The sequence below is a fragment of the Aquimarina algiphila genome (assembly GCF_947494415.1).
GTDB classification, from domain to species: domain Bacteria; phylum Bacteroidota; class Bacteroidia; order Flavobacteriales; family Flavobacteriaceae; genus Aquimarina; species Aquimarina algiphila.
Genome location: NZ_CANLVC010000007.1, coordinates 553495 through 570191 on the forward strand (window position 1 = coordinate 553495; position 16697 = coordinate 570191).

The window sequence follows — 16697 nt, forward strand, 5'->3', positions numbered from 1 at the left end:
ATATGGAACGAGAAGTGAATGAAATAGCGGTAGGACTAGATATAGGAACAACTAAGATTGTTGCCATGGTAGGACGGTATAATGAATACGGGAAGATGGAGGTATTGGGAGTTGGTAAATCCAAAAGTTTAGGAGTGCACCGAGGTGTTGTAAATAATATAACACAAACAATTCAATCTATTCAACAAGCAATTCAGGAAGCAGAAAGTGTTTCGGGATTAAAAATTAATGATGTAACTGTTGGAATTGCTGGTCAGCATATTCGTAGTCTACAACATAGTGATTATATCACCAGACCTAATGCAGATGCTGTAATTGATGAAGATGATATAGAAAAATTGTGTAATCAAGTGCACAAGTTAGTAATGCTGCCAGGAGAGGAAATCTTACATGTATTACCTCAGGAGTATAAAGTAGATGGTCAAGCAGAGATAAAAGAACCAGTGGGGATGTATGGGGGAAGACTCGAAGCCAATTTTCATGTGGTAGTAGGGCAGGTGACTTCTATTCGCAATATAGGTAGATGTGTTAAAAGTTCAGGGTTAGAATTGTCTGATGTTACTTTAGAGCCTTTAGCTTCAGCAAATGCTGTATTAAGTCAGGAAGAGAAAGAAGCTGGTGTTGCTCTTATTGATATTGGAGGAGGAACAACAGATTTAGCCATTTTTAAAGATGGAATTATTCGTCATACAGCAGTAATTCCTTTTGGAGGAAATGTAATTACAGAGGATATCAAAGAAGGATGTTCTATCATCGAGAAACAAGCAGAGTTATTAAAAATAAAATTTGGATCTGCATGGCCAGGAGAAAATAAAGATAATGAGATTGTATCAATTCCTGGGTTAAGAGGTAGAGAGCCAAAAGAGATAACGTTAAAGAACTTGTCCAAAATTATTCATGCCAGAGTAGTGGAAATTATAGAACAGGTTTTTTTAGAAATCAAGAACTATGGACATGAATCTCCTAAGAAAAAATTAATTGCAGGAATTGTATTGACAGGAGGAGGGTCACAACTTAAGCATTTAAAACAGCTTGTAGAATATATTACAGGTATGGATACACGAATCGGATATCCTAATGAACATTTAGCCGGGAATAGTGATTCTGAAACTACAAGCCCTATGTATGCGACTGCCGTAGGGTTAGTAATGGATGGACTGATTCATATTAAAAAACACAAAAAAACAGTTAAAAAAGAAACCTTGGCAAGTGCAGAAACTGCATCGCAACCTGAAGCAGCAGTAAATGAAAAAACAGTAGTTGAGGAAGAAAATCATAGGGTTGATTTAAAACCAAGAAAGAATATTTTAGAGAAGTGGACAGAAAAATTCAAGGAATTCCTTGATAATGCGGAATAGGACCGAGCGTAAAGAAATTGTCCTGAGGACAATTTTAGTGAGGTGCCAGCATTGAGGGGCAAGGGCGCGTAAAGAAATTGTCCTGAGGATAATTTTAGTGAGGTGCCAGCACTGAGGAGCAGGGGTAAATGAAGTTCCTCATAGAATAAAGAATAAAAATATATAAAGAATAAGTAGGAGAACCAGAAAATTAGCAATTATGAGTAAAAATGAGGAGTTTGAAAATATTTCGTTTGATTTGCCCAAAAATCAATCAAATGTAATTAAAGTGATTGGAGTAGGAGGAGGTGGTAGTAATGCCATCAATCATATGTTCTTACAAGGGATAAAAGGAGTTGACTTTGTGATTTGTAATACAGATGCACAGGCGTTAGAAAATAGCTCGATCCCTAATAAGATACAGTTAGGAGTTTCGCTTACAGAAGGATTAGGTGCTGGTGCCAATCCAGAGGTAGGAGAACAATCTGCTGTTGAGAGTTATGAAGAGATAAAAACAATGTTGGACACGAATACCAAGATGATTTTTATCACCGCAGGTATGGGTGGTGGAACTGGTACAGGTGCTGCTCCTATTATTGCCAAAATGGCTAAGGAGTTAGATATTCTAACAGTAGGTATTGTAACGATTCCTTTTCAATTTGAAGGACGTATGCGTAATGAACAAGCTCAGTTGGGAGTAGAGCGACTTCGTGCACATGTGGATTCTTTAATCGTGATTAATAACAATAAATTGCGAGAAGTATATGGTAACTTAGGATTTAAAGCTGGTTTCTCCAAAGCCGATGAAGTTCTTGCTACTGCATCTCGAGGTATAGCCGAAGTAATTACACATCACTATACACAAAATATAGATTTACGTGATGCTAAAACGGTTCTAAGTAATAGTGGTACAGCAATTATGGGGTCTGCTAGTGCCTCTGGTAATAAACGCGCTCATGATGCTATTGTAAAAGCATTAGATTCACCATTACTTAACGATAATAAAATTACCGGGGCTAAAAATGTATTACTGCTAATCGTATCTGGTAAAGAAGAAATTACAATTGATGAAATTGGAGAGATCAATGATCATATCCAACAGGAAGCTGGTCATGGAGCCAATATTATTATGGGAGTTGGAGAAGATGAATCTTTAGAAGAAGCAATTTCGGTAACTATTATTGCTACCGGATTTGATGTAGAGCAGCAGGATGAAATTGTGAATACTGAAACTAAGAAAATAATCCATACGTTAGAAGACGAACAAAGAGCAGCAACACAAAACTTGTCCCCAAAATCAACAAGTAGCGCTGTTACTCCTTTGAGATCTCCTGTGCCAAAGAAAGAAGAAGAAAAAAAAGAACCTTTGATCATTAAGCACGAATTGATAGAAGATGAAGAAGTAGATGAAGATAATCCATTAATACCGACTTCAGATTTGTTGAAAAATATAGATGTGTCGTATGAGGTTGTTGATGCGTTCTCTTCAGAAAATGATTTTGTGATCATTAATGCACAGGATATTATTAAGCAAATAGAAGTTAATGATGAAGAGGAAATAAGTGCAGCAGAAGATAAAGAAGATCAGTTTGCTTTAGCATTTGATATGCCTGTTGGAGGAAACAAAGAAGAACGCGAGCAAGAACCAATTGCTCCGATAGAGGTTCATGAAGAAAAGAAAAATGAAGAGGAAGAACAACCAATAATTTTTGATTTGAGTGATGATATTCTAGATTTAGAAGTTAAAGATCCAATAGAGGTTGTTCCGACGGGAGAGGCAATATCTGGTGGAGGCCGTAGATATAGTCTAGAAGAATATATGGAAGAGGAAAAACGACTATCAGAAGCAAAACCTGCAGAGGTAATAGAGGAAGAGGAAATCGTTTTAGAAAAGAAAACTGTAGCTCCTTCTCCAGAAACAGAAATACAGGAAAATGTAGACCCTGTTGATCAACCTATTTCTGAAACCTTAAAAGCTAGAGCCGCAGAACGTAGAGCAAAAATGAAAGAGTTTAATTATAAATTCAGAAATAGCTCTAATATAGATGATATTGAGAAGGAACCCGCTTATAAAAGAGCTGGAATTGATGTAGATGCTAAGCCTGATGATGCTGGATTATCCAGAACCTCATTGGGTACTGATAGTAATGACGATATACAATTGCGCAAAAACAATTCTTTTCTACATGATAATGTAGATTAAAAGATGTTTTAATTGATATCTGGTGCAAGCTAGAATCCATAAAAAGTTATAGATAACCGATGATCTACTCTTTGATTATCGGTTTATTTTTTATCTTCGCAATCCAAAAGATCAAAATCAAATAAGATGAGTTTAGAGCAAAAAGTAATGACCGCAATGAAAGAAGCTATGAAAGCTAAAGATACTAATGCATTAACATCATTACGTGCTATAAAATCTGCTATTTTGTTAGCTAAGACAGAAAGTGGAGTACAAGAAGAGCTTTCTGAAGAGCAAGAATTGAAATTATTGCAAAAGCAAGTGAAACAACGTAAAGATAGTGCAGGAATTTTTACAGAACAAGGTAGAACTGATTTGGCAGAACCAGAATTGGCACAGGCAGCGGTAATAGAGCAATTCTTACCTGAGCAATTAGGAGAAGAAGAGATTGAAAAAGTAGTCGTTGATATTATTGCGAAGACTGGCGCAGAAGGTATGAAGGATATGGGTAAAGTAATGGGGATGGCTAATGCAGAACTTACAGGAAAAGCAGACGGAAAAACAATATCTACCATAGTAAAAAGTAAATTATCATAAGAAATTAAAAATTAAACAGGCCCAGTGGCGCAACTGAATAGCGCATCAGATTTCGGCTCTGAGGGTTGGGGGTTTGAATCCCTCCTGGGTCACTTTTAAGACAATTTTTACCGAAGCGAGACAATATTGTCTCGCTTTTTTGTTGGATATTATTACATTTATATTCTAGAAATAATAGAATTTGCTATTATAACATTGTTAGCAACAATTAAAACCAAACAATGAGAAAAACATTCATGAGTAAAGTAATATTTCTTCTTTCTGTATTTATTTTATGCACTTCCAATGCACAACAAAAATTTGACATTCCTTATGGGAATAATGATAGAGCTGGAAAATATGCAAAAATAAACGGAATAAAAATGTATTATGAGGTTTACGGAAAAGGCGAGCCTCTTCTTCTTATACACGGAAATGGTGCAGATATCAAGTCAATGTCTCATCAAATTGACTACTTTAAGACCAAGTATAAAATAATTGTTGCTGATAGCAGAGGGCACGGAAAATCAGAACTGAAAACCGACTCATTGACTTATAAGCAGATTACAAAAGATTGGGAAGAGTTATCAAGTCATTTAAAATTAGATTCAGTAAACATTCTAGGATGGAGTGACGGAGGTATCATTGGTTTAAAAATGGGTATTAGCAATAATACTAAAATAAAAAATATAGTAGCGATGGGAGCAAACTTAAGGCCAGATACCACAGCTGTTAATAGTTATGCTCCTGAATACGTCAGAAAGAGTATTGAAAAATCTAAAAAGATGATAGAAAAAGGAGATACTTCTAAGAATTGGAAACTTGAATTACAACTTGATGAAATGCTGGTTTTTCAGCCTAATATTAAAAACTCTGACTTGAAAAACATTAATGCTCCCGTTTTAATAATGGTAGGAGATAGAGATATAATCAAAAACGAACACGCGATAGAAATGTTCAATGACCTTCCCAAAGGACAACTTTGTATCATGCCTGGAATTAATCACGGAGCTCCAAGGAATAATCCTTATATTTTTAATCAAATTGTTTACCGATTCTTAACAGAACCGTTTAAGTATACTTTGCGAAAATAACTGTAGCTAACAAAGATTTTTTAATTTCTTCAAAAGTTATAAAAAGATTAAAGTATTTTATTATGGAATAATGTTAACAAGCAATCAGTAAGGCTTGATGATCTTTCGCATACTCTGAAATTTCTTCCAAATATTTTGTTAAAAAGTTTGAACCGTGAATGCTCGAGGTCACATCAAGCAAGAAACCACGCCATTTGGCGTGGTTCTTTATTTTATGGAAAAGCCAAACGTAGTTTGAAGCTTTGGAATAAAATAAAGAACTAGAGCGATAGCTCGTGGTTTCTTATTTGCAGTAGTGAGTGTAATGGGATCAACGCTAGTTAATCTCTCGTGAGTCACTTTTAAGGCAATTTTTACCAAAGCGAGACAATGTTGTCCTGCTTTTTTACATCATACAATATTCTTTAAGAGATTATATGATGTAAACAGGAAATATAAAACAATTTGTTCAGATAGCATTTTTAGTATTTCTAATCAATAAATATTTTATTTTAATTCTAAAAAGCCTGGCAATACGAGAGATTTTAAAACCTAATTTGAGAAAAATTGGTTTAATAGAATGTACATTAATCTCTCTAAAAGTAATAAGTTAATTAAAAATCCAAAATTGTACTACTCAGGTTTCTTTTTAGAAATGAAGTCATTGTAATGTGTTGATTTTTATTTTTTTAAAAATAAAATGCATATCAAATTACAACATGGAATTTATAAATTTCAGGAAAGTTTTCTTGCCGAGGTATTACCATTAAAATATCTTTAAATGGGATTTAAAAATTACTTGATGATATCTGTTGTTTGATGTTATAGTCATTTTTTGAGTTTACAATATGTTAATATTCATATGATTAACTTATTAATGACAAGTGTTAATATTGGGTAATTCTATCATTATAAAAAAGAGTATTAAAACTTGAAAAAAGTACAGTAACTATTTTGGAAAACAAACCTTTAAGTATTGAAGGAGGTTATATACCTCTTGCTAGTAGACGTATAATATGTAATGTGACCAATATAAAGACATCAAAAATTTTATGTTATAATATTACAGATTATCAATAATTATTAATCCAAAAATGTTTTTTGTTTACAACACTTACTTTCCAACCCTATTTAAAGTTGTAAAAGAGTTAAAATATTTTTGCTGTAATAGTTTTAGGGTACAATTAATAGGGCTTCATGCCTTAAAACCCCTTCTAATTTTTTGATAGAAACTTTAAATGTTTAACGCTATAGATTATATCAAGTAAAAAACTTGTGACTACCTCATTAGTAAATATTGGATTGTATACCGTCTGAGGTGGTTGAGGGAGGTAATCGTTGATAAATATGTTGTAATGGAGCTTTTTGTTGTAAAGAAAGCTCTGGAAAAAAATAAAAATAAGTAAAAAAATCAGGTAACATTTTTTTACAAGATACATTAATAGAATATCAGGCAATAATGAATTATTAATACATTTTATGTAATACTATTTTTTGTTTATGAGCAATATCTTTTTAAAAGGGGCTAAAGAAAATCAAGGGGATAAATCTAAAATTTTTTTCTTTCCACATAGTGGAAGCGGTCCTGGATTATATATGAACTGGGGGAAATATTTAGAGGGATTTGAAGTAATAGGCGTTCAATATCCGGGCAGAGGTTCGAGAATAGCAGAAGAGTTTAGTAAAACTCTGGAGGAGCTTGTGACATCAATTTTTAATAGTTTGGATTGGAAATCAATTTCTGGAAATTTCTTTTTTTTTGGTCACAGTCTTGGGGCTCTTATAGCGTATGAACTTGCTAAAAAAATTGAAAAAAATAATTTACCAACTCCAAAATCTATCATAGTATCTGCGCTACCATCTCCTATTTCTAATTCTTATAAAGATAGAGTGAAAATTGTAGATGAAGTAGAATTAATTGATATGATGTACAGTTTATCTGAAGAACTTGCTGAAGAGTTTACTAAAGATGAAGACCTGATAGCACTCTATGTGGAGATCGTTAATGCAGATATTGCTCTTTTAGGAACTCATACTCCATCTGCAAATGATACATTAGATACAGATATTCATGTTTTTGGAGGAACCGAAGATTCTATAGCGATTAATGCTTTAGAAACTTGGCAGGAGCATACTTTATCAAATTTCTCACTGCATCTTTTTAATGGAGGGCATTTTTATTATCAAAAAAACTTTGATGTATTTATCAATACACTTAAAACTATTCTAAAATGAACATTATGGAAGAAAAGTCAGCAACATCTTTTTTAAAGAAGATTATTAAGAATGCTATTGAAATTCCTAACCAGATAGCATTAACTTCAAATAACATTAATTATTCTTATAGTGAGCTTATTAATAGAGCTATCACCGTATCGTCAATACTTAAAGAGAAAGATATTAAGGAACAGGAAGTGATTGCACTTTTTCTTCCTTCTGGATATGACCTGATAGCTTCGCAATTAGGGGTTTTACTGAATAAACAAATTTTTGTTACCATAGAGCCAAATACACCCAAGAAAAGAGTAGAGGCTATTTTATCAGATTTGGATATTAGGCTATTAATCACTTTTAAAGAAACCAATTTTGATAAAAGGTTTAAAACCTTAAATATTAATAATGTAAAAAATGAAGATATACCTCTCAATGCATTAGAATTTGAGGATTTTAATACTTTCAAATCTGATGCATCAGTGTATATTATTTCTACATCCGGTTCTACAGGTAGACCCAAAAATGTCGAAATCTCGTATGCAGGTTTAGACAATTTCTGTAAATGGCAAGCTAATTATTATAGACTTGATCAGGAATCAAGAGTATCATCGATTGCTGCTTCAGGTTTTGATGCTTCTATAGGTGAAATATGGCCTGCCTTAATGGTAGGAGCAACTATTGTTTTTCCTGATCCGGAGAAAAAAACGTTACCCTCCTATTTAGTAGAATGGATTTCAAGTTGTCGAATTCATCATTGCTTTATCCCTACTCCGTTAGCAGAAATAATGCTCACATTAGAGTGGCCAAAAGAAAGTCAATTAAGAACAATGATTGTTGCAGGTGACAAAATGTACAGTTTTCCAGATAAAAATATACCGTTTAAAATATACAATAATTATGGTCCTAGTGAATATACGGTATGCACAACTGCAGGACAAGTATTATCAGATCATAGAGATACCTATAAAACTCCTACTATTGGAAGACCTATAAAAAATACAGAAGTGTACATACTTAATGAGTATCAGGAAAAAGTAAATGATGGAGAAATAGGACAGTTGTTTATAAGCGGAGAAGGATTAGCTAAAGGGTATTATGGTGATCCTGAATTGACCAAAGAAAAATTTATCAAAAATCCTTTTGGAACATCTGTAAATACAATTATGTATAAAACTGGGGATTTGGGTAAATGGACTAAGGATGGGGATATCGAATTCTGTGGACGAGTCGATAATCAGGTTAAGATTCTTGGAAATAGAGTTGAGATTGAGGAAATAACTGTCAGCCTCAGAAAACATCCCGATATAAAAGAAGCCTATACCAAAGTTTTTTTTGAAGATAATCAACAAAATAAAACTCCCTATTTGGTCTCATATTTTAGTCCTAAAATATATAGACAAGCTCCTGGAGAGCAAGAAATTTATACGCACTTAGAAGCACTATTACCCAAATACATGCTTCCTACAAAATTGATACTTATTCATGATTTTGCTTTGAATAAAAATGGTAAAATTGATGCTAAACAACTCCCAAACCCTGAAATTCAACAATTAGATAATAGAAAAATAGACCCACCCTCTAATCCTTTAGAGGAAAATCTGGTTTGTTTTTGGTGTGAAATACTTAAGAGAAAAAATATAGGAATCCATGAAGACTTTTTTAATTTGGGTGGTAATTCATTGGCAGCAATTCAAATTTTAGAAAGAATTCGTTCAACTTATAAAATAGAAATTACGATTAAAGATTTCTGGAAGAATGCAACGATTCATCAATTAGTAAAAATAATAGAAAGTTCAAATAAGGTTTCAGAATCTGCAAATATTCAGGAAATAAGAAAAGAAGGAGAAATCCCATTGTCTGTTCAGCAAGAACAGGTTTGGTTTCTTCAACAATATGCTCCCAATAGTAATGCTTATAACGCTCAGACTAGCCTTAGAATAAAGGGAGCCATTAACATCCCAATTCTGGAACAGACATTACAGGAAATTTTTAACAGACATGAACTTTTAAGAACTACCTATGAAGAGAAGGATGGGAAACCTAAACAAAAAGTACATCCTAATTTTATTTTTTCTATTGACCATATAGATATAAGATCATATGAAAATGAAGAAAAAGAGCATGAAAGAAGTAAAATTAAGCATCAAGAACTTGCTCATATTTTTAACCTAAAACAGCTGCCGTTATGTAGATTCACTTTGATTCAAATTGAGGATGAATTATTTGACCTTTTACTTATTGAGCATCATATCGTTCATGATGGAGTCTCATATTCATTATTAATGAACGAATTACATACCATTTATAATGATTTAGTTAATGGAAATAAGATTTCATTAACACCTCTGGCTATTCAATATGCAGATTATTCCATTTGGCAACGCAATAAGATTAATTCTGGTGCAATGGATAAGCATTTGAATTTTTGGAAAAATAAATTACAAGATGCACCAAGACTTACACCATTACCAGTAGATTTTGCCAGGCCCAAAATTCAAAGTTTTAAAGGAGACCAAATACGATTTGACCTCCCATTATCCTTGTCTGAAAAAATTAAGGGTTTTAGTAAAAACAATCGAGTTACTTTGTTTTCAACAATGTTTACAGCTTTTGCATTGCTCTTACATAAATATACTTTAGAAGACGATATTAATATAGGTTCTGCGGTAGCCAATCGCCAACCTCATGAAACTGAAAGAGTAATCGGCATGTTTGTTAATGCAATCGTGATTCGATGCCTAATGGATAAAAAAAGCTCATTTCTCGAATTAGCAAAGTATATACAAGATGAAATTATGGAGGCTCATACACATCAATCTTGTCCGTTTCCTAATATCGTGAAAGAACTAAATATCAAGAGAGACTTAAGTTATAATCCTATTTTTCAAACCATGTTTAGCTTTCATGATGCCCCTGTTGTAGAACCAGTATTAGGGAATGCTAAATGTACAATTCATGAAGAAGGCAATAGCTCGGCAAAGCAAGATATCGATGTAGTAATTATTCCAAAATCAGAAAGGTATCAAGGGAATTCACGTTTTGTAGATAACAGAATCAATATTATTTGGGAATATAATAAAGGACTGTTTGAGCGGGATAGCATGGTTAGAATGGTAAATAACTATCAATTTTTGCTAGAAAACTTAGTTGATCATTATGATAAAGCTGTAGAGGAAATACCATCTGTATGTAATACAGAACTTAAAATGATGGCCTCTCATTTTAATACAAAAGATGATCAAAATTCAACTCAATCAAAAATTAATTCTTATGAACAGCTATTAAAAACTTTTAAATCGAATGACAAAACAGTGGCTTTACATTCTCAAGAGGGTATGACTACGTATAAGGATTTATATGATCAAGTAAAATGCATCATAAAACATCTATCTTCCTTAGATTTAAAAGAAAACGATATTGTAGGATTACATCTGGATAAAGGTGTATCTATGATTGCTTCTCAAATTGCATGTTTAGTATATGGAGTTGCATTTGTTCCTATTACACCAGATACTCCATCTGAAAGGAAAAGATATATTCTAACAAATGCCAATTGTAAAGGGGTTATAACAAATCAAGATATAGAAAAAGAGGTAGTTATGGACGTTATGATTTCTATAATCAACTTGTCCTCTTTAATTTCGGAAAATGAATATCTATCTTTAGAAGATCTACAATTATTAAATGTTACTGGTAGCAATCTGGCCTATGTAATTTATACTTCTGGTTCTACAGGAAAACCTAAAGGAGTTATGATTCCAAGAAAAGCATTGCTCAATTATATAAATTGGCATATCGAAGAGTTTTCTTTAACCTCTAAAGATAAATCTACTTTGCTATACTCATCTGGATTTGATGCTTCATTAGCTGAAATTTGGCCGCCAATAGCCGTGGGAGGAACACTATATAATGTGCAAAAGGAGGATATACTAAACCCTACTTCATTACAAAAATTTATTATAGAAAATGAGATAACGGTTTGTGATGTTCCTACCCCTTTGGTAGAAAGATTACTACAATTAAAATGGCCGTCAAAATCAGATTTACGAATTATGTTGACTGGAGGACAGAAGCTCACCGTGAGACCTTCAAAAGATATAAATTGGAAACTGTATAATCAATATGGCCCAACAGAAACTACTATAACTGCAACATCATCAGAAGTTACTTCATATTGTAAAATTTCTTCATTGCCAAGTATTGGTAAACCCATTAAAAATACGACTATTTATGTCTTAGATGATCAACTAAATAGGGTTCCCATTGGAGGTGTAGGAGAATTATATATTGGAGGAGATGGTCTCGCTAGTGGTTATTTAGGAGATGAAGAATTATCTAAAAATACGTTTATATCTAACCCATATTCAAATCATAAAGAAGATAAAATATACAGAACGGGGGATATGGTACGTGTTCTAATAAGCGGAGAGTTATATTTTATTGGTAGAAGAGATACACAAGTAAAAATTAGAGGATTTAGAATAGAGTTAGAGGAAATAACTAAAAATGTACAGGAGATTGAGGAAGTAAAAAAGGCGCACACCTTTGTACGTGTTTATAATAATGATGAACATTTGATTTGTTGTTATACAAGCAATGAGAAAATAAAAAATAGGAATAGTGAAGTAATTAAAGCGAATCTTAGGAAGAAATTACCTGAATATATGATTCCAACTTATATTGTTGAATTAGATAACATGCCGTTGACTTCTAATGGTAAAATCGATGAGAAGAAATTACCAATTCCGACTTTGGAAAGTAAAAAAGACCCTGTAGATATCAGACCTAGCAGCGAGTTAGAAAAACATCTTATAGATATTTGGAATCAGATTTTGGGGCATTCTAATTTTTCTGTAACCGATAAGTTTTTTGATCTGGGAGGGCATTCCTTAAAAATTGTAGAAATGCAATCGCTAATACAAGAAAAAATAGGTGTGAACATTCCTATAATGACATTTTTTGAATATTCAACTATTGTCGACATTTCAAAATATATCAATGGAAATGATCAAAAGACAGATACCGTATTAGAAAACAATAATAGAGCTTCACTTAGGAAAAAAGCTATGAGTAGAGGAGTTAGAATAAAAAATGTATAAAAATTATTATTGATAGATCACGAACGAAATAATGACAGCAAACAATAATTTAGAAGGAAAAATTGCAATTATAGGAATGTCCGGGAAGTTCCCAGGAGCTTCAGATGTTTTTTCTTTTTGGAACAATCTATTAGAGAATCTTGAAGGCATTAGTCATTTTTCCAAAGAACAAATAGCATCTCATTTCAATATAAAAAAAGAAAATATCTCCAAGGATTTAATTACATCTTTTGGAGTCCTTGGAGAAGAAACATCATTTGATGCAGATTTTTTTAAGTTTTCTGATAATGAAGCTGTTATCACGTCACCTCAACAGCGATTGTTTCTTACTTGTGCTTATGAAGCTTTAGAGCAAGGAGGTGTAATGATTGAAGATTTTAATGGATTAATTGGCATTTATGCAGGATCTAGTGAAACAGATTATCTAAGAACTCTGGAAGAAAATAAAGAAGTTAGAAGTAAAACAACATCGTGGCAACTTAGGCTGGCAAATGGAATTGATTTTTTATCTAGTAGAGTTGCCTATAAATTGGGACTAAGAGGCCCTGCAATCACTGTTCAAACTGCTTGTTCGACCTCTCTGGTTGCAGTACATCAAGCTTGTAATAGCCTTTTGTTAGGAGATTGTGATATTGCTTTGGCTGGAGGTTCTAGTGTTCATGCCAGCCCAATATTTAGTGAATATATGGAAGGTGGAGTTCTATCTCAAGATGGAAAGTGTAGAGCTTTTGATCAAAAGGCTAATGGAACGGTTGCGAGTAATGGAGTAGGTGTTGTGGTGTTAAAAAGACTTGAAGAAGCTGTCTTAAATAAGGATAATATCATTGCTGTGATACGAGGAACCTCTGTAAATAATGACGGTAATCTTAAAATCGGATTTACAGCGCCAAGTATTCAGGGACAAGTAGATGTATTTAATACAGCTCTTGAAATATCAGACACTATTCCCGGAGATGTACAATATATTGAGACTCATGGTACCGCAACAGAATTAGGAGATCCTATCGAGGTCACAGCACTAAATAAAGTGTATAACTCTCTTACTACAAATCATAAAGATAAATGTTGGATAGGGTCTGTAAAATCAAATATTGGACATACCGATGCCGCAGCAGGGATTTGTGGGTTAATAAAGACGTCATTAACGGTTAGTAACGGGATAATTCCGGCAAGCCTTCATTTTAACACACCAAACTCTAAAATTGATTTTACCAACAGTCGTCTCGAAGTAGTTTCAGAAAACAAGAACTGGAAATCAAATCGAAGAGTAGCGGCAGTTAGTTCTTTAGGAATTGGAGGAACCAATGCTCATGCAATTTTAGAAAATTTTGTAAAAGAGAAACAAGAGATATACGTTAATAAAAAATTCGTTTTTCCGATTTCAGCAAAAACAACAAATGCACTCTTAAGACTAATAAACAAATATTCAAAATTTGATTATAAAGATGTCTATCTTGAGGAGGTAGCCTGGACCATGCAAACGGGTCGTTCACCATTGCCATATAAAACCTATGTTGTTGCGTCATCTTTTAAAGAACTGATAAATGAATTACATATCAAGTCTCAATTTGATTTTGGACAAATACCTCTAACGACGAATAAGGATTCCTTTGTTTTTGTTTTTTCAGGTCAGGGTGGGCAATATAATCAAATGGGGAAGCAGTTGTATGATCAGGAGCCTGTTTTTAAAGGTTTTTTAGATGAGTGTTTCGATATATTTGAGAGTTTTGGGATACCCTTAAAAACCATTCTTTTTTCGGAAGAAGGAGATCAAATTCATGAAATGACTTATGCGCAGGCAGCAATATTTTCGATAGAATATGCATTGTCACAATATTACATGACCCTTCTTGAATTAAAACCCGCTATGGTTTTAGGTCATAGTTTAGGTGCTTATGCAGCGGCAGTGGTTTCAGGGATATTTTCATTAGAAACTGCTATAAAAATCATAGTCAAAAGATCAGGAATTCTAGAACGTATAGATCAAGGTGCAATGATTGCAGTTCTAGGAGAAGTCAATGAGGATATAGAAAGATATGGCGTTTCGATCGCGGCTAGAAATTCCTCTAATCAAACTGTGCTATCTGGTAAGAAAAAAGATCTTGAAACATATATAACTAAACTTGAAGCACAAAATATTGAATATAGATGGCTTCATATTAAGAGCGCTGCGCATTCTCATCTATTGGATCCATTCTTAAAGGATTTTTCAGAGTACATGCATACATTACAATTCTTCCCTCCTAAAATTATGATGATATCTGATCATTATGGAAGAGCGTTGGAGGCTAACGAAGCAACAAATCCTCAATACTGGGTAGATCATTTGAGAAATACTATTGATTTTAAAAAATGTTGTGATTTTATCCTCAAAAAGGGAGATTATTCTTTTCTGGAACTTGGGCCAGGGCAAACGTTATCTACGTTAATCAATCAGAATTCTTATTTTGAAGAAAGTAAGATATTTGGAAGTATTCCACACATTAAAGATGAGGTTTCAGAATACATTGGTTTTTTGGAAAGCATAGGAGAACTATGGAAAGCTGGTGTAACGGTACGTTGGAAGTTTTTTTATTCATTAGAAAAACCTTGGCGAGTAGCATTGCCGGGATATGCTTTTGATAATAAAAATTATTCTGTAACCGATACTCATTTAGATTCTGATAAAAATAAAATAGAAAAATTGTCTTCAAAACCTCATCCTATCAAACCAGGTAATGAAGAACAAATACGAAAACAAATCGAATTACTTTTCATTAGAATTCTTGGAAATAAAGAAATAAAGGGTGACTCTAATTTTTTTAATAATGGAGGAGATTCTCTAATGGCACTTAAACTTTTTAAAGAGGTAAAGTCCACATTTGCTGTAAAGTTATCTGTGCGCGAAATTTTTAAAACACCCACTCCATCTGCTTTGGCATCAAAGATTATTAATTTAATTGATAAGAAACATTGAAAGCGCACAAGAAAAGCTTATTCGGGCATAGTAATTTTAAAAAGCTATGGGTCGCACAGATTTTAAGTCTTGTTGGGACACAAGTGACTGTAGTGGCTCTCCCAATTATCGCAATTAAATTGTTAAATGCCTCTACATTACAAGTTGGTTTATTGACAGCGATGTCTTATCTCCCTTTTTTACTATTTGGACTTCCAGCGGGAGCCTGGGTTGATAGATTATCTATTAAAAGGTTAATGATCGTTTGTGATATGTGCAGAGGAGCAATTTTAATATTAGTTCCTATACTTTATAGTATGGATTTTCTAACTATTCCACTATTGTTCATCATCGCTTTTTGTAATGGGATTTTTACTGTTTTTTTTGATATCAGTAATCAATCTTTCTTACCAGAAATTTTACCTAAAGAACAATTAACAGAAGGTAATAGTAAATTGGGGACTTCTTATACAACATCGCAGATGGTTGGACCAACCATAGCAGGATTCATGATCAAAATATTTTCTGCACCCATTGCAATTCTAATAGATTCGATAAGTTATTTTTTGTCCGGTATTTTTATTTATAATATAAAAATACCTAAGCAAAAAACAGTTTTAGACAAAAAAAAACCTGGAATTTTCAGTGAAATTAGAGAAGGATTAAGGTTCGTTGTTAAAAATAAGTATTTGAAACCCATAGCTATTTCTATGAGTATTGCCAATATGTTCGATTTATTTGGTATGATTCAGGCTATCTTACCAATATATATATTATCAACCTTAAAGCTATCTCCCTTTGAATATGGAATTATTCTATCCATGGGTAATATAGGAGCTATCCTAGGGACGTTTATAAATAAAATCATAGTCAATAAATTTTACCTGGGTAAGGTTTTAGCGATATCTTCTATTCTTCCCGGAATTTCGTTATTGATTTTACCTTTTGTACAAGGGGAGTACGCTATGTATATTATAGGTTTGTCACTTTCCTTGGCAGGATTAAATATTGCGGTTTTCAATATAAATCAAATCAGTCTTAGACAAGCTATTACACCATTAAATTTAATGGGAAGAATGAATGCAACTATTCGATTTATAATTTGGGGAACTGTTCCTCTTGGAGCTTTTCTTGGAGGTTTATTGGGAGAACAAATTGGAGTTAGAAACACTTTGTTGGTGGCAGCAATAGGAAGTATTTTATCATCAATACCTATATTATTTTCAAAAAACACATCACTTAAATCACTTAAAGAAATATATACTCATTAAAAAAATGTAT

8 protein-coding genes and 1 tRNA gene are annotated in these 16697 nt (G+C 33.0%); all 9 read left to right on the forward strand.

Annotated elements, in window-relative coordinates; genetic code table 11:
- The first annotated feature begins 2 nt into the window (after window positions 1-2).
- The 9 genes from ftsA (at window position 3) to PQF96_RS17145 (ending at window position 16687) form a co-directional block, all read left to right on the forward strand.
- Window positions 3-1358: a cell division protein FtsA gene (gene ftsA / locus PQF96_RS17105; RefSeq protein WP_109438781.1), complete on the forward strand. Its 1356-nt coding sequence runs from the start codon at window positions 3-5 to the stop codon at window positions 1356-1358.
- Window positions 1359-1557: 199 nt separating this feature from the next.
- The gene (gene ftsZ, locus PQF96_RS17110) at window positions 1558-3540 is read left to right on the forward strand and encodes a cell division protein FtsZ (protein ID WP_271767574.1); all 1983 of its coding nucleotides are present in this window, start codon (window positions 1558-1560) and stop codon (window positions 3538-3540) included.
- Window positions 3541-3666: 126 nt separating this feature from the next.
- Window positions 3667-4116 carry a GatB/YqeY domain-containing protein gene (locus PQF96_RS17115; RefSeq protein ID WP_109438779.1) on the forward strand — a complete coding sequence of 150 codons (450 nt, stop codon included), beginning with the start codon at window positions 3667-3669 and terminating at the stop codon, window positions 4114-4116.
- An 18-nt stretch (window positions 4117-4134) separates the two neighbouring features.
- A tRNA-Arg gene (locus tag PQF96_RS17120) sits at window positions 4135-4208 on the forward strand.
- Window positions 4209-4337: 129 nt separating this feature from the next.
- A complete protein-coding gene (locus PQF96_RS17125; protein ID WP_271767575.1) occupies window positions 4338-5189 on the forward strand; it encodes an alpha/beta fold hydrolase in 852 nt (283 codons plus the stop codon).
- Between the two features lie 1479 nt (window positions 5190-6668).
- Complete coding sequence (locus PQF96_RS17130) at window positions 6669-7403, forward strand: thioesterase II family protein (RefSeq protein ID WP_271767576.1); 735 nt, start codon at window positions 6669-6671, stop codon at window positions 7401-7403.
- A 5-nt stretch (window positions 7404-7408) separates the two neighbouring features.
- The gene (locus PQF96_RS17135; RefSeq protein WP_271767577.1) at window positions 7409-12481 is read left to right on the forward strand and encodes a non-ribosomal peptide synthetase; all 5073 of its coding nucleotides are present in this window, start codon (window positions 7409-7411) and stop codon (window positions 12479-12481) included.
- A 31-nt stretch (window positions 12482-12512) separates the two neighbouring features.
- Window positions 12513-15437 carry a beta-ketoacyl synthase N-terminal-like domain-containing protein gene (locus PQF96_RS17140; protein WP_271767578.1) on the forward strand — a complete coding sequence of 975 codons (2925 nt, stop codon included), beginning with the start codon at window positions 12513-12515 and terminating at the stop codon, window positions 15435-15437.
- Window positions 15434-16687, forward strand: a complete 1254-nt coding sequence (locus PQF96_RS17145) for an MFS transporter (protein ID WP_109438766.1) — start codon at window positions 15434-15436, stop codon at window positions 16685-16687. Before PQF96_RS17140 ends, PQF96_RS17145 begins: the two co-directional genes overlap by 4 nt.
- The last annotated feature ends 10 nt before the right edge of the window (window positions 16688-16697 follow it).

Bases quoted from the DNA above. Each gene is read 5' to 3' on its own strand.
- ftsA (WP_109438781.1), top strand. From the start codon at position 3: ATGGAACGAGAAGTGAATGAAATAGCGGTAGGACTAGATATAGGAACA.
- ftsZ (WP_271767574.1), top strand. From the start codon at position 1,558: ATGAGTAAAAATGAGGAGTTTGAAAATATTTCGTTTGATTTGCCCAAA.
- PQF96_RS17115 (WP_109438779.1), top strand. From the start codon at position 3,667: ATGAGTTTAGAGCAAAAAGTAATGACCGCAATGAAAGAAGCTATGAAA.
- PQF96_RS17125 (WP_271767575.1), top strand. From the start codon at position 4,338: ATGAGAAAAACATTCATGAGTAAAGTAATATTTCTTCTTTCTGTATTT.
- PQF96_RS17130 (WP_271767576.1), top strand. From the start codon at position 6,669: ATGAGCAATATCTTTTTAAAAGGGGCTAAAGAAAATCAAGGGGATAAA.
- PQF96_RS17135 (WP_271767577.1), top strand. From the start codon at position 7,409: ATGGAAGAAAAGTCAGCAACATCTTTTTTAAAGAAGATTATTAAGAAT.
- PQF96_RS17140 (WP_271767578.1), top strand. From the start codon at position 12,513: ATGACAGCAAACAATAATTTAGAAGGAAAAATTGCAATTATAGGAATG.